The organism is Streptococcus parasanguinis (genome assembly GCF_964238605.1).
Taxonomy (GTDB): domain Bacteria; phylum Bacillota; class Bacilli; order Lactobacillales; family Streptococcaceae; genus Streptococcus; species Streptococcus parasanguinis_AJ.
Genome location: NZ_CAXSMM010000001.1, coordinates 369,825 through 395,270 on the forward strand (window position 1 = coordinate 369,825; position 25,446 = coordinate 395,270).

Below are 25,446 nucleotides of genomic sequence, written 5' to 3' on the forward strand. Positions count from 1 at the left end.
AACAAATCCGATTCTTTCATACTCTACCAAACACCATCCCCATATTATCCCTCCACTTGTGGTATGATGGTAGAGTATGTTTAGGTGCCAAACTACTTGAGCACCTCCGTGCTAAAAGGAGAACGAATATGAAAATCGCATGGAATGAAATGAAATACCAACCCAAGAAGTTTATCCTGATTGAACTCCTCATTACCATCCTCATGTTTATGGTGGTGTTCTTGTCCGGTCTGACAAATGGACTGGGGCGTTCAGTATCGGCCCAAATCGATAACTATGGGGCCCTGCACTACATCCTTTCGACGGATTCAGAAGGGATTATCCCCTTTTCAACTATTACGGCGAAGGATTTAGATGAGGTCCAAAAGATAGAGGGGATGGACTATTCGGGCTTGTCCATCCAGCGAGCAACCGTCTCAAAAACAGAGGATTCCAATACTCTGGATATCACCTACTTCGCGACCGATCACAACGAAGAAGAAATCCTCAATCCAATCATGGAAGATACAGACCTCAAGATCTCCGACCTAAAGAAAAACGAGGTCATTTTGGACAGTTCTTTCAAAGAGGATGAAGGGATCCAAGTCGGCGATCAAGTGATCGACAAAACTTCTAAGCAAAAACTCAAGGTCGTGGCCTTCGCGAAAAATGCCAAATACGGCTACAGCGAGATTGGCTTTATCAGCTCTGAAACCTACACAGGCCTGCGGCAAAAAACAGATCCAAGCTATCAATGGCAAGCCCAAACCCTTGTGACCAAGAAAAGCATCCCTTCTAGTGATCTAGCCAGCAATTTGATGGTGGCGGATAAGAAGCAGGTGATCGATAAAATCCCTGGCTACAAGGCTCAAAATCTGACGCTACGGATGATCACGTGGGTGCTCTTACTCGCTTCTTCTGCTATCCTAGGGGTCTTCTTCTATATCCTCACCCTGCAGAAGTTGAAACAGTTCGGTGTCTTGAAGGCTATTGGCATGTCCATGAGCCAGATTACCTATGTCCAACTATCCCAGCTCACCATTATCTCCCTCATCGGAGTGCTGCTGGGACTTGGCTTGGCAACCATAATGGCGCCATTTTTACCCAATAGCGTCCCTTCCTTTATGACCCTGAAGGACAATCTCACCATCTCGGTTAGCTTTATCCTGACCTCTATTTTGTGTGGTGCCTTGTCCCTTGTCAAAATCAAAAAAGTAGATCCAATCGAAGTCATTGGTGGAAATGGAGAATAAGATGGCCATTATCGAATTAGAAAATATCAGAAAATCCTACGCCGATGGTAGCCAGATGCACCATGTCCTCAACCAGCTGAATTTAAGCGTCGAACCCAACGAATTCGTCGCCATCTTGGGCCCTTCAGGATCTGGTAAGTCCACGCTTTTGGCCATCGCTGGCTTGCTTTTATCAGCGGATGAGGGGCAGATTCGTATCGCTGGCCAAGACTTGACCGGCCTCAACCAAGGCCAATGGACGCAAAAACGGCTGGAATTGCTCGGCTTTATCTTTCAAGATCACCAGCTCCTCTCCTATATGAAAATCGGTGACCAGTTAGAACTGGTGGCCAAATTAAAGGGGAAAAAGGACAAGAAAAAACGCCAAGAGGAGGTCAAAGCCTTGTTAGCAGATCTGGGTATCGAAGCTTGTTACCACCAATATCCGAATCAGATGTCCGGTGGACAAAAGCAACGGGCAGCCATTGCTCGAGCCTTCATCGGAAATCCGCAGGTCATTTTAGCCGACGAACCAACGGCTAGCCTAGACCCAGATCGAGGGCAAGAAATTGCCCAATTGATCCGAAAAGAAGTCAAATCCAAAAACAAGAGCGCCATCATGGTGACCCATGACCGCTCTATCCTGACCTATGTGGATACCATTTATGAATTAAAACACGGCCAATTGCTAAAGGTAGAAAAGGTTGATTAAATACAAACTAGCGAACAAGCATTTCACTTGTTCGCTAGTTTTTTTATTCTTGAGGCTCCTTGGGCAGTTCCATACAGAAGCGCAAGCCCATAGCCGTTTTGTCAAATTGGTAGGCCAGTTCCTCATGGTCTAGCAAGTGTTGGACCACGAAGAGTCCCAAGCCGCCTTCCTTCTTCTGACGGCTAGCGGTCATTGGCATTTCAGCAGTCTTTACCATTTCTTGACTGGTATTTTCAACTGCCAAGTGCGTCCCTTCTTCTTCGAGACGGAGCTGGATCTCTCCACCGGCATCCGAATGCTTGACTGCATTGCTGATGACATTTGAGAGGACCAATTTCAGAATCGCTGGGTCCATATAGACGGCTTTGTCAGGGATCTGATTGTCAATCGTGAGCGCGCGGGATTGAGCCAAGACCTTGTACTGATCGAGGATCTGCTCTACGACCTGATCCAGCTGGATCCACTCCTTGTCTCCGGCCAATTCTTGGACAGAGGACAGGGACAGGATTTCTAAGACGATCTGGTTCATCTCATCGACGATATCGAGGGAAACCGACAGGTAGCGGTCCCGATCCTTGTAGCGGCCAATCTTATCCCGCATATTTTCAAGGATAATCTTCAAGCTGGCCAGAGGCGTCTTGAGCTCATGTGAGGCTCCACGTAGGAATTCCACCTTCATCTGCTCCAACTTCAGATTTTCCTGTTTCTGCTGCTCTAGATTGTCGATCACTTCTAGGAGATGGCGATAGAGATCATTGATCTGTTGCTTAAGAACGCCGATCTCGTCCTGCGAATGAATGGGAAGACTAGCTGTCCGATCCAAGCGCTTCATCCGCTTGGTCATCTGCTTGATCTCAAGGATCGGAGCAGAAATCAGGCGGGCATAGAGATAGGAGGCAATCACTGACAGAACAAAGGAAGCAAGGAGACTATAGGGAAGAAAGCCCAGACTGATGTCCCGCGCTTCCTTTTTGGAATCGACAGTTGCTAAGAATTGCAAGGTTAAGTCTTTCCCCTCTTTGGTCTCAATCTTTCGCTCTTCAATGACCAGCGAATTATTCTGGCTATCAGGGTTCACGAGCAGGTCATCCTTAACCTCTAGGGCATTTTGTTTTTCCTTGCCCTTGATCGAGACCTTGATATCATTGGTCTTGGAATAAAGGTCGATGACCGACTCAATGGTTCCTTCTTCCTGACCCTGGAAACTCTTGGCCAGGGCCTGTGATTTCTTCAAAATCGTCTGGCGCTGAGACTCGATATAGGTCGAGGGGAAAATAAAGTAAACCGAAGCATGTAGAAGGATGACTAAGCCACTAAAAAGGGCAAAGGTGATCAGAAAGATCTTTGCAAAGATACTTCGTTTGGTCATGGTCTCTCCAATTTATAGCCGACATTGCGTACCGTAACGATACAGTCCAGCTCTAGTTTTTTTCGTAGTTCCTTGATATAGACATCGATTACCCGGTCAAAAGGAATCTCCTCCGTCTCCTTCCAGACGGCATCGAGGATCTGAGAGCGGGTCCGGGCCTTACCCTCATGCTGGAGCAAGTATTCCAAGATTTCCAACTCCTTGGCATTCATGGAGATGGCTTGCCCAGCTAGGCTGGCAGTGTAGCTCTCAAAATCCACCCGTGCCTCTCCATAGGTGAAGACCCGGGAAGGCTGGAGCTTTTTAAAAATAGCTTCGATACGGACCTTCAAGAGGGACAAGGAGAAGGGTTTTTCCAGGTAGCCGTCTGCCAACTCTCCAAAGGCCGTCAACTTATAGTCCTCGTCATGGAAGGCCGTCAACATGAGGACAGGGACCGAGCTGGTCTTCCGGATGGCCTTAAGCACTTCCAAGCCATTGAGGATAGGGAGCTGGATATCCAGCAAGACCAGATCTGGCGCCTCTCTGTGAAAGAGGTCCAGGGCCTCCTGCCCATCGCCTGCTTCGAAGACTTCATAGCCACATTCCATGAGATAGTCGCTCATCCCTTCGCGAATCAGGACTTCATCTTCTACGATTAGTATCTTCATACACTTTCCTTTATCTAAGAAACTTCTTCTACCTCCTATTATACCCTATTTCTATTTTAGGAAACAATCTCTTATTCGACATCCACCAAGAGATCTTTTGGTTTCTTATACAAGAGCCATTGAGAAGAAAGGATGGATACGAGAATCAAGAGGAGGCCACCAACCAAAACAATCACCAACAATTGGCTCGGTTGGATGTCCATATGGAGGTCTGTCAGGGTCTTACTGAAGCTTTCTGCCTCAGCTCCACCACCAAGGTTGGCTGCAGAGGATTCTTGAGCCATTTGTTTGGCAATGCCACTGGTTACGTTTTTAAGCACAGTATCTCCGACTCCTTTGGCAAGAAGTCCTGCGACTCCATAGGAAAGGAGGAAGGCTGGAATGGAGATCATGACTAATTCTGCCACGAATTGCCCTGCAATCTGCACCTTGGAGAGTCCCAGAGCTAGCAAGATACCCACTTCTCTGCGACGAGCATTGAGCCACAAGACAAGGAGAAGGGTGAGAAGCAAGCTAGCAAAGACGAGGCTACCGATAAACAAGTAGTCCGCCACTTGGAACATGCTGCTGATGGATTTTTGCAAGGCTGGGTAGTTGGAAGAGCTCTTAACCAAGTCATAGAGGTTCCAGTCAATGTCGAGTGCTTTGATTTTTTCGATCAATTGATCCAGGTCCTGATCCCCCTTAGCAAAGAAGGTCGCATCCTCATAGGTAGCTGTTTGGACAGTATTACCATAGAGTTTGGCAGCTGTATCCAAGTCAGAAATGAGCGTATCTTCGTACAACTCTTGGGCGTAAGTTAGAGGAGCTTGGTTCTTCCCTGAGAACAGACCCTTAATGGTCACTTCGACGGTTTCATTGGCCCCTTTTTCATTGTCAGCATCGTAGAGATTGGACTTGAGGCGCACCTTATCGCCCACCTTAAGACCATTCTTTTTCGCCAAATCTTCGTGCATGAGGATTTGGTTTTTGTCCTTGTCTGTCAGATGCTCCCCTTGGACCAGCTTGTAGGCTCCAGAGACAAATTTATCTTCTTTTGAAGAGTCGTTGACCCCTGTCACCATCAAGGTATTCTTAAAGTTCTTGGCCCGCTCTGGAGATTGATTTTGCAGGGTTTCTTCAGTCTCAATGATCTCGTGGTCTAGGATATCCGCGATGGCATTGATCCGCCTGATGGAGGAGGTGATCCCCTCTACCTGGCTGATTTTTTCGATATCTTCTCCTCTGAGATTCCCAGCTCCCCGAGGGGTTCCCGGATTGGTCCGTCTGTTGATCTGCATGGAGAAGCTATTGGTGATGGATCCCAGGCTTTCTGATGAAGCTTTTTGGGTCGCTCCCTTCATGGAGAGTCCGATCAAGCTCAAGGTCCCCATGAGGAGAATGATGGCAAAGAGCAAGAGAGACTTGGGCCATTTACGTGTGATATAAGCAAAAGCATTTCGCAACATAGCATTCCCTCCTTACTTGCTCTTCTCAACGAGGCTACGGCGACTCAATTCCAAGACCACATCGGAGGCCTCTGCCACTTCCTTACTGTGGGTGACGACAATGACACATTTTTGGCGTTCCTTGGCCAACTTCTTCAAAATGGCAATAATGTCACCTGCTGTCTGTTCGTCAAGGTTTCCTGTCGGCTCATCCGCCAAGATGACAGGTGCTTCTGAAACGAGCGCACGCGCAATAGCCACCCGCTGTTGCTGCCCTCCAGATAGTTGAAGGACATTGCGCTTAATTTGCGTTTCGTCCAGCCCCAATTCCAAGAGAATTTCTTTCCCTGCCTGCTTGTTGACCAGGCGAACATTTTCAAGTGGCGTCAAATAATCAATCAAATTGTAATTCTGAAAGACCAGGGAGACATGGTGCTTGCGGTGGTAGCTAGACCCTTTGGTCTGGATGTCCTCCCCATCAAAGAGAACCTGCCCCTTCTTAGGATTGTCTAGACCAGCCAAGAGGGAGAGGAGGGTCGATTTCCCAGCTCCAGACTGACCGATAATGCTGTAAAATGTCCCATTTTTAAACTGATAGTTCACGTCTGAGAAGATCTCTTCTTGGTAGCTTTGGTAACTATAGGATACATGTTTGAGTTCTAACATAGGTGTCATTTCTCCTTAACTCATTTTTGTTAATATTTCTTTTGGACTCTTGCGCCAGATCATGCTGGTAGTTACACCGAGCGACAGAAGGATCAAGCACAAGAGGCTAGCATAGGCGATTCCTAAGGAAAGGCCTTGAGGGATTTGGTTGAGTAATTCTAGGGTTTGCTGTTGACCGGTCTGTCCGACAAACTGCTCTAAGAAACGATGGCTGACCATCCGCCCGATGAGAAAGGCTGGGATCACTGCTAGTAAGGATACCAGCACCACTTCCAAGAGGAACTGTCTAAAGATCCGGCCCTTGCTCTTCCCAATGGATAAGAGGACGCCGATTTCATGAATCCGCTCTCGTGTCCAGAGACTGAGTAAGAGCGATAGGGCACCTGCTCCCGTCACCAGGAGGACGATCATCATGATCCGCACCAGGCCTTCTAGGGTCTGAGAGGATTCCTTCATCTGGTCAAAGGCCTTGCGATCTTCGACCACGCGTAGCGATTGCCAATCCAGATCCAAGCTTTTGACTTGCTTCAAGAGGGCATCGATTTTCTCAGGATCTTTGACCCCAAAGGTGACCTGGGTCACTTCTTGCTGACTGAGACCAAGAAGCTTGGTCGCATCCTCATAAGGGAGGTAGACTTGATTTTCACTCAGATCAGAGGTCATTCCTGTGAATTTTTCCTGTTTCTTACCTGAAAAGATCCCTACGATTTTAAAGGTTTGCTCTTTGGCAGGAGTCTCTCCCATCTGAAAGCTGGATAAGGTCAAGGAATCTCCGACCTTTAGCTTGTTCTTTTTAGCCAACTCTTGGTGGATCAAGATCTGCCCGCGAGCCTTGTCGGATAAGTGCTTGCCTTGCACCAGTTGGAAACTGCCACTGCGGAAATCTAGGTGCTGGTCTGTCTTCTGGGTAAAGACAGCGCCTAGCGCTTGCTTGGCTTCCTGCCCCAAATCATCCCGCTCTACCGACTGCTGTCCCGTCACTGCTTCTTTACCAAGAATGCGAACGGGACTTTCATATTGAGGAACCATGGCTCCCACCCCAGCTAGCTGCTCCACCTTTTCAGCTTCCTTCAGAGCAAAGGGCGTATCCCCCTGCTTACTGGTCAAGGCAAAACTGGTCCCAGCCGACTGCTTGATATGTTCCTCTAACCTTCCTCCCACTTGCATCAGTGAAAAACAGAAATACAAGCAAGAGAGGATTAAGAGCAGAATCAGAAAGAGGACCAGATTCCTCGTTCTTTTTCGAGAAATATAGGCGATTGCCTGTTGTAAGAGCATAATCTCACCCTCCATTTCAAAGCCCACAGCAATGCAATATGGGCGCTTTCATCATTTGTTATAGTTATTATAGAAAAGAAATGTGAAATGTTTATGAAATAGAAAAAGTTTCCTAGATTTTCTAGGAAACTTCGGATTGAGAAAAAGTCACCAGAGAAACTTTCCTTAGGTGAGGTCGGACGTCAGCGTACTTCTTCGAAGTTCCATGACTTAGTTTTGGACCTAAAGTTCCAAAACTCCCGAGTGCTAGAAACAATCATATTTCTAGCACTTTTCTCACAGCGGAAAGTTTCAGCATATGTTTGAATAAGGCTAAAAGTCTATATCATTTATTCTTTTCAGCATCACTTAGTTTTTTAGCAAAAAAAGTTGTGCTACTCTCTATCGTTTCCTAAAAATCTAGGAAACTTTATTCGATTTAAATAATATCCGTAAAACATACGCCCCACTTCCTTGACTTCATTTTTCAAAGATTTCTCCTTCTTGGATATTTGAAAAGATCTGATCGGTCAGTCGGACATTCAAGAAGCTCCAAAGAGCGAAACCTCCAAAGGTAAAGAGATAAATAGCTGTCAGTAACCGTTCAGGACTACTGAGACTGATATAAATCACTGCCAGATTGAAGAAGATAAGAAAGATGGTTTGAATAGGATTTAAGAGAGCAATGAGGAAACTATTCAGACAGACCTTTCTTGTAGGATCTTCAAAGAGGCCGATATAAGGAAAGATCAAGGTCATCCCTCCACATAGAAGGACGATAAAGGGAAGCAAGATCCAAATCCCATACTCACTTAAAAAGGCCGTATTTGAAAAAAGGCAGTAATCCAGATAAAGAAGGGCAGATAGTCCTAGGCAAGTCAACCAAATCACCGTTGCTTGCTTAAAATTAGCGCGAAAGAGACGGAAAAAATGAAAGACGAGATCCGTATCTTCCCCTTTCAACAATCGGTGCCACATGGTTGCTAAAGCCGTAAGCGATGCACCGATCGTGAGAACCGGAAGGCAGCAAACGATAAACAAGGTGTTCAAGATAATGATGTCTGTCAACCGGGTCAAGGTCTTGACCAAGCGTCCATCCAATGAAAATAATTTTTTCATCTTCTTCTCCTTGTGCTTCATCTCAATTTCTGCTACTTCCTCTAAGGAAGCACTCAGGGGCTCTACGCCCCTGAGTTACTTACTTGAATCCATTTAGACCCCTGTTACTTCACTTCTTTTTGGTAACGATCATAGGCATCCTGTTGAATCTTCATAAAGTCATCAATGCCCATCTTCTTCAAAGTTGCTTTGTAATCATCCCATTCTTTTTCGATGCCCCCTTCTACTACCCATTTAGAAGCTTGTTGGGTAACATAAGAGTTGATATCTACATAAATAGAGGACAATTTGTTTAATTCTTCTTGAGAGTAGATGACATTTGGATATGCTGGCAAAGCGTATTGTTTCAATTCTTTATCCATCTTCAATTTGAGACCATCACCTTGTGTTTGGTCGATGTCGACATGACTATTGATATCATCCGACACATATTTTGGTCCAAAGTCACGAAGGGAATTGATCCAAGCCCATTCATCGGCAGATTTACCATCTTTTGGAGCCAAGACCTTGTACTTGTCACCATCTTTTTCAGTCGCAATGCCAAAGGAACCATAGAAGTTTTGGATGCTGGCATCATCCGTGTAGAATTTATCCAACCATTTGAGCAATTTTGCAGGGTCCTTGCACTTATTCGTGATCAGGATTTCATTGCGTCCATAGTTCAAATGATCTGGGTCAGAAACGACATATTGTTTGCCATCTGGGCCTTTCAATGCTGGGAGAGGAGCATATTCGCTGGCATGTTGGCCAAAGGTTGCATCTGCTGTCCAACCACTTGATACACCGACACGCGCCACTCCCTTGTCCATCCGTTTGGCAACAGACATAGAGGTATCTTCTGTAAAGAGTTCAGGGTCGATCAAGCCTTTCTTGTAGGCTTCATGCATAGCCGCTATCCCTTGTTTATAACTTTCTTCCGTCCGGAGGTAGACCGGTTTGCCATCTTTGACGGACATTTCATAGGTATTATCTCCACCCAGACGGTTGTTGAATGGCAAGATATAAGAGAAGGTCGGATCAAAGTTACCAGAACCAAATGGAATTTCATCATTGACATCCCCATTGCCATTAGCATCCTTGTCCTTGAAGGCTTGTAAAACAGTCACCAATTCATCATAGGTTTCCGGCATCTTCAAGCCAAGGTTGTCCAACCATTTCTTATTAATAAAGAGTTGGTTGCCGACGATTGGCCGCATTGGCAATTTCTTAGGCAGACTGTAAATATGACCATCAGGGTTGGTCACCATGGCTTTTAATTTTGGTTCTTTTTCAAAGGCCTTGTTCAAGTTGGGCATATTATCCTTGATCAAGTCTTCCAATGGGATGAACATGTTTTGGTTCTGAGCGATTTCAGAATCCGTGAAGGCATTGGATCCCAAGAATGCGTCTGGTAAATCTCCACTGGCTACAAGGACAGATTTCTTATCCGACCAGTCTGCAGCCACCATGGTATCCCATTTGATCTTGATACCTGATTCCTTGGCTGAATCATCTAGAAAACCTTTGTGATAGTCTTCCCCCCAATCCGACCAACGAACGGTCGTGATCTTGAAGGTATTTCCATCATTCTTGTCATTGCTTGATTTATTTGTGGAAGCTCCACAAGCCGTCAAGCCAGCTAAAGCAGCTGCTCCAAGGAGCAGATAGGCAAATTTCCTGTTTTTCATGATCTTCTCCTATTCTTTCAAGGCCCCTATCATGACACCTTGATTAAAGTATTTTTGGACGAATGGATACAGCATCATAATCGGTGCTGTTGAGATAACGATGGCTGCATATTTCATCATATCAGCCTTAATACGGAGGTCAGAAGCTACCTCCCCTGTTGCTTGCGATTGCAACATTTGATTACTAATTAAGAGACGGCGCAGGATCAGTTGTAGGGGTTGGAGATTTTCATTGGTCAAATAAATCAAGGCATTGAACCAAGAATTCCAGATCCCTACTGCTGTCCAAAGTCCAATAACGGCAATAATAGCCTTGGACAAGGGGAGCACGATCTTTCTGAAGTAATGAATGGTTCCACAACCATCGATCTGGGCGGCTTCCCACATCCCTTCTGGAATACTATTGTTAAAGAAAGTTCGAGCTACAACGATATTGTAAGGAGAAACTGCAAACGGTACGACCATTACCCAGAAGGTGTCGACCAAACCCAATTGTTTCACTGTCAAATAAATGGGAATCAAGCCCCCAGAGACGAACATAGGAACGATAAAGAAAACACTGACCCATTTCTTAGCAAAGAGGTCCTTTCGCGACAAAGCGTAACCAGCCGGGATATTAATGACCAGGGCAACGATGGTCCCTACAACCGTGTAGAGGATGGTGTTGAGATAGCTCTTTAGAAACAAAGGCTGTTCAATCAAGCGTTGATAGCCATCTAGTCGCCATTCCCTCGGGATAAACCAAACCTTACCAGTTGCCACATCAGACGGATTACTAAAGGAGGCAATGATAACAAACCACAAAGGGTAGACAATCAAGAGAGTCAAGCAAATCGCTAGACCATAGATAAAAACATCAAAGAGAATTTCTGACTTGGTCTTTCTCGCATGTTGAAACAATTTCACAATTTCTCCTCCTTTCTAGAACAATCCTGTCTTGGTATAGCGTTTCGCAAACCAGTTGACCGACAGTAAGATGATCAAGTTGACCAAGGTATTAAAGAGACCGATCGCTGTCGAATAACTATATTGGAAATTAATCATCCCCACTTTGTAAACATAGGTCGAAATGATTTCACTTCCTGCCAGATTGAGTGGATTTTGCAAGAGCAAGACCTTTTCAAAACCAACACTGAGTAGGCTTCCTGCTCTGAGAATCAAGAGAATCATCGCCGTTGGTAACAGTAAGGGTAAGTCAATATGACGGATCTTTTGCAATCGACTCGCCCCGTCCATGGTCGCAGCTTCATAAAAGGTCGGATCAATGGCCGATAGAGCGGCTAGATAGATGATACTATCCCAACCGATATGTTGCCAGACATCGCTCCAGACATAGACACCTGCAAAGCTACCCGGTTTGGATAAGAGAGCAGGCATCTTTAAGCCGACCAATTTGAGGACATTGGCTAACAGTCCACTACTTGGAGAGAGAAAGAGAATAATCATCCCACACATGACCATGGTCGAGATAAAATGAGGCAAATAAGTCGTTACTTGAAAGACTTTTTTGAACTTGCCCACACGAATCTGGTTGCAAATAATGGCTAGAACAATCGGCAAGGGAAAACCCACCAGAATACTGTAAATAGAAATTTTCAAGGTATTCTTCATGGTTGTCGCAAATTGGAAGGATGAGAAGAACTGGTTAAAATACTTGAGACCAGCCCAAGGACTTCCAAATATCCCAGTAGCGGGAGAGTAATCTTTAAAAGCGATGACTAGACCCGCCATAGGGATATAGGCAAATAAAATCAATAAAATAATCGATGGTAGGAGCAGCACATATAAAGGAATATTTTTCTTAAATTTGCTCTGCTTCGCATTTACTTCGCTTTTCATAAGGCCCTCCTTTTCTTTCTCCTCTATTTTATAGGAATCCTTTCCATCTTTATAGAACTTTTTCGTGCATCTTCATTCACTTTTCCGTTTTCTCCACACAAAAACATGCACTTTCCCGATTTTTTTACTTTAATATCGGTTTTGTTCATGAATCCGTTTTCAAATAGTGCTATAATATATGTGAGGTGCTCATTATGAAAGCTATTCACAGAAGTACACGAGATCACTCGATCCAATTTTTTTCGCGCCTACTCTTTCTCCTCTTAGTCGTCAATACCTTGATCAACCTTTTGATTGGTGGGATTAGCCGAAATTTTATTAAACACCAAAATATGCTCCATTTAGAGGACTCGATTCATATCTATGCGGATTCCTTAAATACAGAGCTTCACTCCGTTGAGCGTTTTATGTACAGTACCATTAGTCACAACGACTATTTGACAGAGCTCAATACTCCGCTTGATTTCACGGATTTTCATGAAAATCTAAAAAAACTGCGGATTGATTTCACGGAGTTTCAGTACCAGATGGATAGCCCCATTACCTTTTTCATAGAGACAAAAGACATCCCACATTTTTTCAACGCTTCCAGTCTTCAACTGCCCTACCTGGACTATGTACAATTGAAAGATCATCTTAAAACCTATGACAAAGAAACAGACAAGACCCGTCAAAAATGGCAACGAATCAGCCTGAACCAGCATGATTATCTCTTGAAATCCCTTCATTACAAGGGCAAGGCTATCTATGCCATCATTTCTACCCAGAATATTTTAAGACCCTTGCAAAAGCTCAATATTGGAAAAAAAGGGCGCTTATCCATCGAACGCCCCAATCAGATCCATGCTACAGATTCTGTCATTCAAGCCGATAGCAATCAAACCCATCTGCCTTTTGATCTTTATGTGACAGTCGATTACGGAGACGTTTTCCGTACAAATATCGTACTTGAAACCCTTCTTTCTTTGGTTCCTTTGATCATCGCCGTTCTCTCTACCATTCTAATCCTTTATATTCGTCAACGGATGATCCAACCGATGAAACGACTCACCCAACGCCTTTCTCAGCTAGACGCTGCTTCCACCAAGCTAGATGTGATCGAAGACCAAGGGATCTTAGAGATCGATCAAGCCAATCACAAGATCAATCAGGTCCTAATCCATATGAAAGACCTCCAAATTCGAGCCTACCACGCGCAACTCAATCTCAAAAAAGTCGAACTCAATTACCTCAAAAATCAAGTCCGACCCCATTTTTACCTCAACATGCTCTCCATGATTCACAGCATGCTCCAAACCAAGAACTATAAGGAAATCGAGGAGTTGACCAAGGTGACTTCCAATTACTTGCGTCACCTCTTTCAAGCCCACCAAGATTTTAATCGCCTAGCAGATGAAATCCAACATATCCGAAATTACCTAGAAATCCAGAAAATCCGCTATGGGGACAGCATCCACTTTGACCTAGACTGGGATCCTGGTCTGAAAGATGCGGCCATTCCACCTCTGCTTCTACAAACCTTTGTAGAAAATGCCATCAAACACGGCTTTTCTTTCCAAGATTCCTTCCATATCCAGCTTTCCATTCATGAAGAAGCAAACCAACAGCTTGCCATATGCCTTCAGGATAATGGTTCAGGTTTTAGCTCCGCTATCTTACAAGATCTAGCAAAGAAAAAATCCTTAGTTACAGAAGATGGCCATCACATTGGTTTGACCAATGCACGGGAGCGGCTGGATCTCCTCTATCCAGATCACTACACGCTTCAATTTTCAAATGGATCCCAAGGAGGTGCTCGCATCCAACTGGGCCTTCCTTATGAACCCTACAAAGGAGACACACATGAATATCCTACTCGTTGACGATGATCGTTTTATCATTAAAGCCCTACAGGAAACCATCCATTGGGAAGCCTTGGGCATTGAGCAGGTATATACCGCCTCCAGCCTGAGCCAAGCCCAAGCCATCATTCAAAGTCACCCGATCGCCCTCATGATCAGTGATATCGAGATGCCACAGGGCAGTGGGCTAGATCTCCTAGCCTGGGTACGGTCAGAAAAATATGACATTCAAACGATCTTCCTCACCAATTATGCTGATTTCAATTATGCTCAAAAAGCCATTGAACTCCAAAGTTTTGAATACTACCTCAAACCGATTGACCCCGACCGCTTAGAATTTATCATTCAAAAAGCCCTCAATAAGATCAAGCGCCACAAGAGTGCGATCCAATTAGCCCAGCAAGGGCAAAAAGAAGCTGAATTTTGGCATGACTACTTGCGAAAACCGCGTCCATCTCAAGCAGAACTGCTCCTTCAAGAAGTAACAAAACGAGGCTATAGCCCCAAATCACATGAAGAATACCTCTTGGTCCTCATCACTCTCCACTTAGTTGAAGAAGACTTTCACCCCAGCGTCCCTTCTTGGCGCTTGCAGCTCCGCCATTGTATCAAGGATCTCTCCCTAGATTTCCCTGTCCACTACTGCGCCCTCAGTAAAATCGAAAACCAGACCGATCGCTACCTCTGCCTCTTCAAAAAGAATCAGACTACAGAGTGTGCAGACTTCCTAAAGGCTATCCAGCAGAAGATCCAGCAAGACTTAGACCGATCCTCTATCCTTCTCTATTCAGATGCCATTTCCCTTGAGACGCTCTTGATGAAGGCTCTGCAACTCTGCCAATACAGTGAAGAACAAGTTTTCCATTGGAACAGCATCCACTCCTACACTTCCTCAAATCCAGCACCTCAAAAGCCCGCTCATCGAATATCGCTTACTTTTACAAATCAACTAGAGACAGAACAGCTCCTCCAAATCATCCATAGCTTAGAGACTCAAGATCGCATCCCGATCTCAACTCTGAGTGAACTCCAGCTAGACTGGACCCAGCAAATTGGGATTTATCTGGATAAGAACGGCATTCTCGCCCACAAGTTATTTCAAAACAAACACCATCAATTTCTCTTCGAACGGCGGTTTCATGCCATCGAAGCTTTTGAAGCCTATATCGAAGATTACTGGAGCTCTGCTCGCCATTATGTGATCGATCTAGAACACCAATCCAATCTAATCCAGCGGATCACTGACTACATCGATCACCATTACAAGGAGGATATCAGTCGCACCAAGCTGGCCGAAATGGTTTTTCTTAGTCCAGATCATCTAGCACGGATGTTTAAGCGCGACACCGGCGAAACCCTGGTGAAATACATCACCGATAAACGGATGGCCGCCGCAAAAGAGATGCTATCGCAAAGCAATACCCCCATTTACCAAGTCGCCCTTCAGGTGGGCTACGACAACTACTCTTACTTTACAAAGGCTTTTAAACAGAAGGTCGGCCTCTCCCCAGGAGATTACCGCAAGCAATCCCAAGAAGCCTTTTAAAACAAGAAAAAACCTTTGAAAAAGGATTCCTTTTCAAAGGTTTTATTTTCTTTTCTTTCTGATTTCTTTTTCAATGACACTAGCAATTTTCTCCACCATATAGGCCGTCTGAAGATTGCGCAGGATCAAGAGGGCCCAAAAGAATGCAAAGAGCATCTGACCTGCCATGGTCGCTTCATTGAAAAAGTATGTCTCCATAGCAGTAAAGACTGCTATCACTGCAAATTGTTTTGTATTCATATCATTATTTTACCATGATTCGGTAAAAAATTCATGTATTAATCGTCCTGAAGAGTAATTTTATCAGATAGGAAGGTAAATTCCTCAGGAATGACGCTTTCCTCTTCTTCCACCACTTCGGCTTTTTGACCACGCTTCTTAGCAGAAAACTCCGCCCGAATTTGGGTCCACTCCTCTAGAGAAACCGCTAGAATCTCTGGAGAAAAGCCAGCAGCATTGCTGAGGATATTTCCAAACATGGTATTGAGGTTGTCCCGCTTCATGGTTTGTTCGGCATTAAAGGCAGACTCAAAAGCTAAAATCGCATGATTTTCATTGGCAGCGACTGGCTGGGATCCGATCAAGAGAGCCTTATCCGCACCTGCCAAGCTCTCGATAATTTCCCCCCATGCATTCTGGAGGCGGATCAAGTTTGTTCGAGCCAGTTCTGGGTTTTCGACTGCCTCTTGTAAAATCGCGTTGACCTTGTTGCGATCTGCTCGGTAGCCCTTGTTCGACTTAGTTGGACGAGTTACTGCTGGTTTTGAAGCAGGAAGACTGCTACCTGATTGCGCTAACTGTTGCTTGAGTTGAGCGATTTCCTTCTTCAAGTCTTCCAGCTGAGCTAGCACATTAGAAGGAACCTCCACAGCTGCTGAGTTAGAAACATGGCCTGTGCTTTCAGCCAATTTAATGGTCATCATTTCAGTGTAGATACGCGGTTGCAGGCTGTTTTTGATATCTGCTAGACTAGTCGTCGCCTGATCAATCAGAGCAAAGAGACGAGCTTGATCGGCTGCAAGGTTGACCGCGAATAAAGCACTAGCATGGGTATTTTCTCCACCTGTCTGAACAATCAAGAGATCTCTCAGGTATTGAAGTAAGTCTGCGACAAAACGAGCCATATTCTTGCCATTATCAAAGATAATCGCGAGTTGCTCCAGCGCAGCCGTCGCATCATGGTCCAGGATGGCAGCCACGTACTGATCAAGAGCGGCTAGACTGATGGAGCCGGTGATCTCTTCAGAAATCGCGGTCGTTAACTCACTACCTGCAGTCAGACTAAGGGCTTGGTCTAAAATGGACAAGGCATCCCGCATCCCACCCTCAGCGCGCCGGGCGATGATCTGGACAGCATCTGCTTCATAGGCAATCCCTTCAGTAGCTAGGATATCTTCCAAATGTTGGACAATATCTGGCAGTTTGATGGATTTGAATTCAAAGCGTTGGACCCGTGACAAAATAGTTGCAGGAATTTTGTGCAATTCTGTCGTAGCGAGAATAAAGACCACATTTTCCGTCGGCTCTTCCAGCGTCTTCAACAAGGCATTAAAAGCCCCTGTCGAGAGCATGTGGACCTCATCGATAATGTAGACTTTGTGCTTGGCTAAACTTGGAGCATAGGTCGACTTGTCGCGAATATCGCGAATTTCATCGACCCCATTGTTAGAGGCTGCATCGATCTCGATAACATCTTCAAGACTCCCATTGGTAATGGATTCACAGATATAGCAGTCGTTACACGGCTCCCCATTGACTTGATTAGGACAGTTCATAGCCTTGGCAAAGATCTTGGCCACACTCGTTTTCCCAGTTCCACGAGGTCCAGAAAAGAGATAGGCATGGCTGATCTTGTCCTGCTCGACGGCCTGTCTCAATGTCCGTGCCACCACTTGCTGGCCGACCAATTGGCCAAAGGTCTGGCTACGGTATTTCCGATATAAAGCTTGATACATTAGTTCTTAACTCCAAACATCTTAAAGTCCCAGTTTGTCTTTTCGATCAAGATAGTGACAAACTTTTCCAAATACTCTTGATCCAGCTGATCGTAGTCAGAGACGCATTCTGAGTCCAGGTCTAATACCCCAAGGAGCTGACCGTCCTTGACTATAGGCACCACAATCTCACTCATAGCCCGGCTATCACAGGAAATATAGTTGGCATGTTGGCGCACATCATCGACAATCATGGTTTCCTGCTTTTGAGCTGCTTCTCCACAGACACCCTTTCCAAGAGCGATATGGACACAAGAAACACCTCCCTGAAAAGGTCCCAGGATTAATTCTGTTTGGTCATACAAATAAAAACCCGCAAAGACCGAACGAGGCAGGGCTTGATTTAAGAGAGCACTGGCATTGGACAGATTAGCCAAGGCATTGGTTTCTCCCATTAAGAGAGCGTCTAACTGTGCCAGTAAAAGTTGGTATTGTGATTCTTTTTCCGAATGTTTCATACCTTTCATTATACCAAATCTTTGCCCAAAAATTAAGCTTCAAACAACGAAAGAAAAGAGAGTGGGACAGAAATCGGTCATTCGTTAGAATTCGATTTCGTCGTCCAACCTCCGCACAGTTGAGTAGGGCTGTAAAAGCTGATGAAATCAGCGTAGTAGAGCCCACTCAACCACTGCGTCTTGCTCGACAATCCAAAGATAATGGAGAGGCTAGGACTTTTGTCCCAGCCTCTGGAATATAGATAAACTAATTTTTAGTAAAATAACTTAAGCGATTCTGAAAAGAGATAAAATCGAGGTCTCATTAATTTAAATTGATAAAGAATATACTAAACTTTCCGCTGTGAGAAAAGTGCCTGAAGCTTAACTGCTTCAGGCACACGGAATTATTGAGAGTAAAACAGTTTGGGAAACTGTTTTAGCCTGAGCCCAGAAATTGAAGAGCGAAGGGGCTCAATATGAATTGAACACGGGCTGCGGATTGTGTCAAAAAGATAAGTTCTCCTAGAATCGAAAGATTCTGCGTCAAACTCCCTATTTTGACTTTATCCGCAGACGCCCTTTGTATCTTGATTTAGTCATGTAACTTCTTAAAAGAAGTTCGCTGACGTCCGCACTCACCTAAGGAAAGTTTTTTATGATACCTTTATCTATTCATATCGTCGATTGAAGTGAAAGACTTCAAAATATTGAATGGCCCGGTAGATTAAAAAGATGGTCAAGATGATGGCCACCAGCCAAATCGTCTTTAATCCATAAAACTGGATCAAGTAGGTCGAAAAAATGGCCCCACAGACGAAACTCCCGATCAAGCAGGTCATAAAGATGGCTTCCCAGAGGAATTTCATCTCCCTGTCTCTAACAAAATTTCCATAAGCTACCATGGTTTTCTTGAGATTTCCGGTCATAAAGGAGTGGTTGTAGGCATAGCCATCTACTTCTCCAAATGAGGTCGCTACGATTCCCAAACTCAGGCTAAAAAAAGGCACGATGAAGACATTTTTTACCGATGCTGGTAAAAATCCCGTCACCAAGGTCGTGAGGATAAAGGGCACCAGGGTACTCAAGCGCCAGACTGAATTGTCAATCAAGCGACGTAAAACCGTCATCAAAAAGATTCCCAGCATAAAGGCCAGCATCGTGGCTAACTTCACTTCTACATCTGAGATCTGCTGGCCAATCAAACCAACCGATAGAAAGACCACATTTCCCGTCTGGCCTGCCGCCAAGGTCCCACCCCGACAAATAAAGGTATAAGCATCTGAAAAACCAGCACACATGGTCAATAAACAAGCGAACGCCTTGGTCCGCGAATGAAACTCCCTTTTCATTTATCTTCTCCCTAGGAAAAAGAGGGAGTGGTAGAAAATGTTTAAATAAACATTTCTCATACCACCCCCACAAAATTGATTGAGAACTCTTCTTAGTCTTTTAGCGAATGAAGAGTCTCATCAACTACTGAGACATTCCGTCACTCCTCATATCCGTAGACACTTGGAGATCACTTGCCCTCTTTCTCCTTTTTTTATTTTCCCTCACGCGCTTCGTTGAGGATTTTTTCAATCTTGGTTGTGATCAAATCAATCGCTACCGTGTTGGTCACTCCTTCAGGAATAATCACGTCCGCATAGCGCTTGGTTGGCTCAATGAACTGATGGTACATGGGTTTCACCACTCCAAGGTACTGCTCAATGACGCTATCGAGACTCCGTCCACGCTCCTCCATATCGCGTTTGATCCGGCGAATGATCCGAACATCATCATCTGTATCCACAAAGATCTTGATGTCCATCAAGTCTCGAAGGCGCTTGTCTTCAAGGACCAAGATTCCTTCCACGATGAAAACATCTTGTGGTTCCTGACGATAGGTCTTGCTACTGCGCGTATGCTCTGCATAGTCATAAGTTGGAATATCCACCGGACGACCTGCCAAGAGTTCATTGATCTGCGCAATCATCAAGTCCGTATCAAAGGCAAAAGGATGGTCATAGTTGGTCTTGATCCGCTCCTCAAAGGTTAAATGACTCTGGTCCTTGTAATAAGAATCATGCTCAATCATAGCAATCTTTTCATTCGGAAAATTAGCCAAAATGGCACGAGACACACTGGTCTTTCCACCACCAGAACCACCAGTAACACCAATAATAATAGGTCTATTTTGCATTTTCTACTCCATTAGCTCTAATCGCTTGAAAAGGTCCTAACCTCTCCATTACATCTTATCCATTTTACCATATTTTTGCCTAGACATGAATAGTTTTTCAGTAAGAAGTTTGGAAACAAAAAGGACCTTGCGGTCCTTTGATTATTTCACTTTTTCTAATTTTGCGGCAAATTCATTACCACCACGTAAGACGAGTATATTCTTTCCACCGTTGACAGGTACGAAACAATAATTTGAATTAGCTTGTATATAGACTTCCTTAGCGCTCTTCACTTGATAGCCTTCTGATTTCACCGCTTCTTGAATTACTTCAAATGTGTGTTCAATCTCTTCTTTAGAAGTCGTGTCTCCATCATACTTTTCTGAATCAGCTAGAGAATAGAATGCGTAAGCCTTGCTATCGTAATACTTATCACTAATAATTCCGTGATCTGAAATCTGAACAGTTGTATTACTTCCTTCTGTCACATTCTTCCATTTTCCAACCATGGCCTTTGGTGTTTCAACCTTGTGATAGACCAAATTATCTTCAAAGTTTCCTTTGTATGATTTATAAGTTTTCAAGTCGAATAAATCATTTCTTAAAATAATATTGCTTCCGTCTTTTTGGAGCAAGTTATAGCGTGTGTTCCCACCAGACTTAATAACAACTATTTCTGTCGTCTTCAGGTTAAATTTCTTATCGACATCCGCAAGTGAATGCAAGTCAGCTGCATTCAACAAAGAAAGTGCTGTATTAAATTCTTTTTTCGCTTCATTGCCCTTGAGAACCTTTTTGATGGTCTCATCGCCATTGACTCTTTGTTTCTTTCCGCTTAGTTCATAAGTAACCGGACTTGAATCCGTATCTCGCAACCAAACGCCATCTACACTTGGTCCTCCTGTAAAGAAAAAGATCCAAACCAATGCAATGACTGTAACGGCAGCGACGACTGCAACACCTAACTTCGTTGGTTTATTAAAAGTCAATTTCGGTCTTGGAACAGGTTGCAAGGTTTTCGCAGATGGTTGTGGTTGGACAAAGGACGTCTGCTCTTGTGAAAGAGGTGCGCTAGGTGCAACAGGTGCTTCTTGAACAGGAGCCTGTGCTTCAGTTGCTGGAGCTGGTGCCTCAGTTGTTGGAGTCGGCGCTTCTTTTCGCTCTACGACAAACTCCCCTTTTTCACGCGCTTCTTGAAATTCTTGCATACTTGGCTTACGACCATTGATCGCTTCAAAGTATTCAACCCAATCTTTTTGATTCATCATATCCCCCTTATTGATTCATCATAAAAACTAATCATATTATACCACAGATCAATGGTTAATTTTGTGATTTTCAGAAAATAAAAGAAAAGGACCTTGCGGCCCTTCTGATTTAGTTCACTTTTTCCAATTTTTCAAATAAATGATAGTCTTCTGTGAAAACAAGAACTGTCTTTCCTCCATTTACAGGGACATAATAAAAATCAGATCCTAGTTGCTTGTACACGTCTTTCATACTATTTAGCTGATAATCTTGAGAATCCACCGCATCTTGAAGATCTTCATATACCTCATTCACTTTGTCAGCTGTCTTTTCTTGGTCAAACTTAGTTGAAGGCATCTTTTGGAGCTCTTCTAGGGTATAAAAAGCCGTACCTTCGCTGCTATCAAATTCACTATAAGTAAGAATTCCACGATCATTTAATTCAAGGTAATTGGTTTCATCGTCATAAGAACGCTCAATTTTCCATTTCCCAACTAGCACTTTAGGAATTTCTGTCTTGTGAAAAATAGCATTCTTTTTAAAGCTTTCTGAATGATCACTATAGGTAACCAAATCCATCAAGTCATTGGCCAAAATTACATTGGTTCCATTGCTTTGGAGTAGATTATAAACAAGCCCATGCTCGTCTTTAATGATGACAACTTCCCTCGTGTGGAGGTCAAATTTTCTATCAACATCTGCTAAGGTTTTCAGCTTGGAGTAGTTTAATTGGTTTAAAGCTTTCTGAAACTCTTGTTTTGCTTCATTTCCTTTATAAACTTTCTCAATCTTATACTTACCATACGATCGTGACTCTTCTTGATTTAATTCATAAACCACTGCTGTTGAATCAGCAGGACCAACCCAAATTCCTTCTAAACTTGGAGTCGGTTGGAAGAAAAAGAAGTAAGCCAGTACAATAACAGCTAGTATTCCTACACCTGATAAAGCCCATTTTGTCTGTTTATTCCATTTCACACTAAAACGTTTGATAGCTGGAGTCTCAGGACTTGACTCCACTTGTGACGGCATTTGAACCTGCTCACTATTCTCTCGTGAGGCGACCGCTGATGGAACTGGTGCTTCAGGAACGGTCTCTTTTCGTTCCACTACAAACTCGCCATTCGCTCGTGCATTTTGAAACTCTTGCAGACTCGGCTTCCGGTTATGGAGTGCTTCAAAATAGTCAACCCAATCTTTTTGATTCATCTATTCCTCCTAATCGATAAATATTTTCAAACTGATCCTATTATACCATAGATGAAAGGGTAATCACTTATTTTCAGAAAATAAAAGAAAAAGTCCAAGCAATTTTCCGCTTGGACTTTCTTTATTATTTCAAAACTTTTTGTGTTTTCGCGTAGTTGGCTTCTACAGCTTCTTTTTCAGCCTTCCACCAGTCTTGGTGGTCTGTGTACCACTTTATGGTATCTTCCAAACCTGCTTCGAAGTTTGTGAATTGTGGTTCCCAACCTAATTCTTCACGCAATTTTGTTGAATCGATGGCATAACGCAAATCGTGACCCGCACGGTCTGTTACACGATCGTAAGCATCTTTTGGTTGTCCCATTTTTTCAAGGATGAGCTCAAGCACTTCTTTGTTGTTCTTTTCACCGTCAGCACCGATCAAGTAAGTTTCACCGATACGGCCCTTAGTAAGAATCGCCCAAACACCTGTTGAGTGGTCGTTGGTGTGGATCCAGTCACGGACGTTCTTCCCTTCACCATAAAGTTTTGGCTTGATGCCAGACAAGATATTGGTGATTTGACGTGGGATGAATTTTTCGATGTGTTGGTATGGCCCGTAGTTGTTTGAACAGTTTGAAATCGTTGCTTTGACACCAAATGAACGTACCCAAGCTTTCACAATCAAGTCTGAAGCAGCCTTAGTTGATGAATAAGGTGATGATGGGTTGTATTTGGTTTCAGCAGTGAATTTTTCACCAGGACCTTCCCCATGTCCAGGAAGATCTTCGCGCAATGGAAGGTCTCCATACACTTCGTCTGTTGACACGTGGTGGAAACGAATGTCGTATTTACGAGCCGCTTCCAAGAGTGTGTATGTTCCAACAAAGTTTGTGTAGATAAATGGAGATGGATCTTTGAGGGAGTTATCATTGTGGCTTTCAGCCGCATAGTGGACAATGGCATCAGCCTTGGCAGCCAATTTGTCAACTAATTCAGCATCAGCGATGTCCCCCACAACCAACTCGACACGATCTCCAAGGATTTCTTCGATATTGGCACGGTTTCCAGCATAAGTAAGTTTATCAAGGACAGTCACATGCACGTCTGGATGGTTATTGTAGACATAGTGTACGAAGTTTGAACCGATGAAACCAGCTCCACCGGTTACGATGATATGTTTATATTCTGACATTTTTTCTCCAAATAGTTTTTAGTTTTGATTGTTCCTTTAGCTAGTGAGGGACGCCAGCAACCTTTCGGTTTCATGGCTAAATCCGAAGCCAAAGTCTCCGGATTTCCTTACAAGATTCCCTGAGGGAATCTTGTTTTCACTAGGACAGGAACAATCTTATAACGCTCCTTGCAGTCGCGATACTGCTATGCAAGGTTCATTCTTACAAATCTTCTGCTTTTAGGGGTTTAACATCTTTGAGCAATGGGTGATTTTTGTCTGCTTCTGAGACTTCTGCTTCTTCCAAGTTTTCCCATTGGATGTCTAGGCTTGGGTCTGCGTAGTTGACAAAAGCATATTTTGGTTTGAGTTCCAGTGCCCAGTAATCATTGACTAAGTATGTATAAGCAACTTTGTCTGTCAAAACTTGGAACCCATTGGCTACACCACGAGGGACGAAGATGCCTTTTGAAGCATCGATCACGGTTTGGTAGGTGTTTCCAAAGCTATCGCCTTCACGAAGGTCTACCCAAGTTCCAAGAACCTTTCCTTCATCTGCTACAGAGATGTACTTGTCCCAAGGCTCTGCATGCAAGCCACGCAAAACATTCTTACGAGAGAATGAAATATTGTTTTGCAACTTGCCTTCTGCAAAGAAGCTTTCAGGGAATCCAAGGGGAAGCATTTTCTCTTTTTGGAAGTTTTCTTTAAACCAACCACGGTTATCCCCGCGTACAGGAATATCAAACTCCATCAAGCCTGGGATGGCTTCAATTTTGCGTGCTGCTAATTCTTTATCAAAAAATTGTTCCGTCATTAAGCTTCTCCAATCAAACGGAGCAAATATTGTCCGTATTCGTTTTTCTTCAATGATTGCGCTAATTCATGGACTTGTTCTTTGGTGATATAGCCCATGCGATAGGCGATTTCTTCAAGGTTAGCCACTTGGACATTTTGCAAGCGTTGAACAGTCTCGATATATTGAGATGCCTGCAAGAGGCTTTCGTGAGTCCCAGTATCCAACCAGGCAAAACCACGGCCCATGAGCTCAACAGAGAGATCTCCACGCTCCAAATAGGCCTTGTTAACATCTGTGATTTCAAGCTCTCCACGAGGACTTGGTTTGATGTTTTTGGCAATTTCTACCACATCATTGTCATAGAAGTAAAGTCCTGTCACTGCAAAGTTGGATTTTGGATGTTCTGGTTTTTCTTCGATAGAGATAGCGTTCATATCTGCGTCAAACTCTACCACACCAAAGCGTTCTGGATCTTTGACTTGGTAACCAAAGACAGTCGCCCCTTTTTCTTTCGCTTCTGCTCGTTGCAACATCTTGGTTAAGCCATTTCCGTGGAAGATATTATCCCCAAGGATGAGGGCAACATGATCGTCACCGATAAAGTCTTCCCCGATGATGAAGGCTTGCGCCAAACCATCTGGACTTGGTTGCTCTGCATAAGAGAGAGAAATTCCTAGCTCAGAGCCATCTCCAAGAAGCTCTTCAAAACGAGGAAGGTCTTGAGGAGTCGAGATGATCAGGATATCTTTGATCCCAGCCAACATAAGGGTTGACAGCGGATAGTAGATCATTGGTTTGTCATAAATGGGCATCAACTGCTTAGAAGCCGCACGTGTCAATGGATACAAGCGAGTTCCTGAGCCCCCTGCTAAAATAATACCTTTCATAATGTTAGGCCTTTCTACGTAGTCATTACCCTTATTTTATCATGTTTATATAAAAAAGTCACCTTGCATTTGTGTTACAAGGTGATGACAGGAGATGAGAGTTGTAGAATTGTTAGCATTGGTCTTACTCATGATTCAAATAGATTACTGCTCCTTGACTGAGCCGTCTGAAAATCTTACCTTGTAGTAGAGCCCACTCAACCACTGCATCTTGCTCGACAATCCAAAGACAATTGAGAGGCTAGGACTTTTG

The 25,446-nt window shown here is 44.0% G+C and carries 23 protein-coding genes; 4 read left to right on the forward strand and 19 right to left on the reverse strand.

Features of this window, described 5'->3' with window-relative positions:
• Positions 1–128: 128 nt before the first annotated feature.
• On the forward strand, positions 129–1,232 hold the full coding sequence (locus tag ACESR9_RS01830; RefSeq protein ID WP_373105206.1) for an ABC transporter permease: 1,104 nt from the start codon (positions 129–131) through the stop codon (positions 1,230–1,232).
• A 1-nt stretch (position 1,233) separates the two neighbouring features.
• Complete coding sequence (locus tag ACESR9_RS01835) at positions 1,234–1,923, forward strand: ABC transporter ATP-binding protein (RefSeq protein ID WP_373105208.1); 690 nt, start codon at positions 1,234–1,236, stop codon at positions 1,921–1,923.
• Between the two features lie 43 nt (positions 1,924–1,966).
• Here the strand turns inward: ACESR9_RS01835 and ACESR9_RS01840 are convergent, their stop codons facing one another.
• The 9 genes from ACESR9_RS01840 to ACESR9_RS01880 form a co-directional block, all read right to left on the reverse strand.
• Positions 1,967–3,292 carry a sensor histidine kinase gene (locus ACESR9_RS01840; RefSeq protein ID WP_373105210.1) on the reverse strand — a complete coding sequence of 442 codons (1,326 nt, stop codon included), beginning with the start codon at positions 3,290–3,292 and terminating at the stop codon, positions 1,967–1,969.
• Positions 3,289–3,942 (reverse strand): response regulator transcription factor, encoded by a 654-nt coding sequence (locus ACESR9_RS01845; RefSeq protein WP_003011239.1) that lies wholly within the window; start codon positions 3,940–3,942, stop codon positions 3,289–3,291. Before ACESR9_RS01845 ends, ACESR9_RS01840 begins: the two co-directional genes overlap by 4 nt.
• A gap of 71 nt (positions 3,943–4,013) precedes the next feature.
• Positions 4,014–5,390 carry an ABC transporter permease gene (locus ACESR9_RS01850; protein WP_373105215.1) on the reverse strand — a complete coding sequence of 459 codons (1,377 nt, stop codon included), beginning with the start codon at positions 5,388–5,390 and terminating at the stop codon, positions 4,014–4,016.
• A 12-nt stretch (positions 5,391–5,402) separates the two neighbouring features.
• Entirely contained in the window at positions 5,403–6,044 is a 642-nt protein-coding gene (locus ACESR9_RS01855; protein WP_151378742.1) for an ABC transporter ATP-binding protein, read from the reverse strand.
• 6 nt (positions 6,045–6,050) lie between these two features.
• Positions 6,051–7,313: an ABC transporter permease gene (locus ACESR9_RS01860; RefSeq protein ID WP_373105218.1), complete on the reverse strand. Its 1,263-nt coding sequence runs from the start codon at positions 7,311–7,313 to the stop codon at positions 6,051–6,053.
• Positions 7,314–7,772: 459 nt separating this feature from the next.
• Positions 7,773–8,411, reverse strand: a complete 639-nt coding sequence (locus ACESR9_RS01865) for a YesL family protein (RefSeq protein WP_373105220.1) — start codon at positions 8,409–8,411, stop codon at positions 7,773–7,775.
• A 104-nt stretch (positions 8,412–8,515) separates the two neighbouring features.
• Positions 8,516–10,078 carry a type 2 periplasmic-binding domain-containing protein gene (locus tag ACESR9_RS01870; protein ID WP_373105223.1) on the reverse strand — a complete coding sequence of 521 codons (1,563 nt, stop codon included), beginning with the start codon at positions 10,076–10,078 and terminating at the stop codon, positions 8,516–8,518.
• 9 nt (positions 10,079–10,087) lie between these two features.
• On the reverse strand, positions 10,088–10,984 hold the full coding sequence (locus ACESR9_RS01875; protein WP_373105225.1) for a carbohydrate ABC transporter permease: 897 nt from the start codon (positions 10,982–10,984) through the stop codon (positions 10,088–10,090).
• Between the two features lie 15 nt (positions 10,985–10,999).
• Positions 11,000–11,917, reverse strand: a complete 918-nt coding sequence (locus ACESR9_RS01880; protein ID WP_195529361.1) for an ABC transporter permease — start codon at positions 11,915–11,917, stop codon at positions 11,000–11,002.
• A gap of 194 nt (positions 11,918–12,111) precedes the next feature.
• On the opposite strand from ACESR9_RS01880, the gene ACESR9_RS01885 reads away from it, so the two are divergent.
• Together ACESR9_RS01885 and ACESR9_RS01890 are read left to right on the forward strand one after the other, a co-directional pair.
• Positions 12,112–13,779, forward strand: coding sequence for a sensor histidine kinase (locus ACESR9_RS01885; protein ID WP_373105228.1), 1,668 nt, complete (start codon positions 12,112–12,114; stop codon positions 13,777–13,779).
• Positions 13,760–15,304 carry a helix-turn-helix domain-containing protein gene (locus ACESR9_RS01890; RefSeq protein WP_373105231.1) on the forward strand — a complete coding sequence of 515 codons (1,545 nt, stop codon included), beginning with the start codon at positions 13,760–13,762 and terminating at the stop codon, positions 15,302–15,304. The genes ACESR9_RS01885 and ACESR9_RS01890 overlap by 20 nt, the downstream gene beginning before the upstream one ends.
• Positions 15,305–15,346: 42 nt before the next feature.
• Here the strand turns inward: ACESR9_RS01890 and ACESR9_RS01895 are convergent, their stop codons facing one another.
• The 10 genes from ACESR9_RS01895 to rfbA all read right to left on the reverse strand — a co-directional run bounded on the left by ACESR9_RS01895 (position 15,347) and on the right by rfbA (position 25,193).
• On the reverse strand, positions 15,347–15,544 hold the full coding sequence (locus tag ACESR9_RS01895) for a DUF3272 family protein (protein WP_373105233.1): 198 nt from the start codon (positions 15,542–15,544) through the stop codon (positions 15,347–15,349).
• 38 nt (positions 15,545–15,582) lie between these two features.
• Positions 15,583–17,259, reverse strand: a complete 1,677-nt coding sequence (dnaX, locus tag ACESR9_RS01900) for a DNA polymerase III subunit gamma/tau (protein ID WP_373105236.1) — start codon at positions 17,257–17,259, stop codon at positions 15,583–15,585.
• Complete coding sequence (gene msrC / locus ACESR9_RS01905) at positions 17,259–17,756, reverse strand: free L-methionine (R)-S-oxide reductase MsrC (protein WP_373105239.1); 498 nt, start codon at positions 17,754–17,756, stop codon at positions 17,259–17,261. Before msrC ends, dnaX begins: the two co-directional genes overlap by 1 nt.
• A 650-nt stretch (positions 17,757–18,406) precedes the next feature.
• Positions 18,407–19,087, reverse strand: a complete 681-nt coding sequence (locus tag ACESR9_RS01910) for a YoaK family protein (protein ID WP_373105242.1) — start codon at positions 19,085–19,087, stop codon at positions 18,407–18,409.
• Positions 19,088–19,281: 194 nt separating this feature from the next.
• Complete coding sequence (udk, locus tag ACESR9_RS01915) at positions 19,282–19,920, reverse strand: uridine kinase (RefSeq protein WP_003007856.1); 639 nt, start codon at positions 19,918–19,920, stop codon at positions 19,282–19,284.
• A 141-nt stretch (positions 19,921–20,061) separates the two neighbouring features.
• On the reverse strand, positions 20,062–21,165 hold the full coding sequence (locus tag ACESR9_RS01920) for a hypothetical protein (RefSeq protein ID WP_373105245.1): 1,104 nt from the start codon (positions 21,163–21,165) through the stop codon (positions 20,062–20,064).
• Positions 21,166–21,277: 112 nt separating this feature from the next.
• Positions 21,278–22,357: a hypothetical protein gene (locus ACESR9_RS01925; RefSeq protein WP_373105247.1), complete on the reverse strand. Its 1,080-nt coding sequence runs from the start codon at positions 22,355–22,357 to the stop codon at positions 21,278–21,280.
• 124 nt (positions 22,358–22,481) lie between these two features.
• On the reverse strand, positions 22,482–23,528 hold the full coding sequence (gene rfbB / locus ACESR9_RS01930) for a dTDP-glucose 4,6-dehydratase (RefSeq protein ID WP_003002700.1): 1,047 nt from the start codon (positions 23,526–23,528) through the stop codon (positions 22,482–22,484).
• Between the two features lie 202 nt (positions 23,529–23,730).
• A complete protein-coding gene (locus tag ACESR9_RS01935) occupies positions 23,731–24,324 on the reverse strand; it encodes a dTDP-4-dehydrorhamnose 3,5-epimerase family protein (RefSeq protein WP_023918495.1) in 594 nt (197 codons plus the stop codon).
• Positions 24,324–25,193 carry a glucose-1-phosphate thymidylyltransferase RfbA gene (rfbA, locus tag ACESR9_RS01940; RefSeq protein WP_003002772.1) on the reverse strand — a complete coding sequence of 290 codons (870 nt, stop codon included), beginning with the start codon at positions 25,191–25,193 and terminating at the stop codon, positions 24,324–24,326. The genes ACESR9_RS01935 and rfbA overlap by 1 nt, the downstream gene beginning before the upstream one ends.
• Positions 25,194–25,446 lie beyond the last annotated feature (253 nt).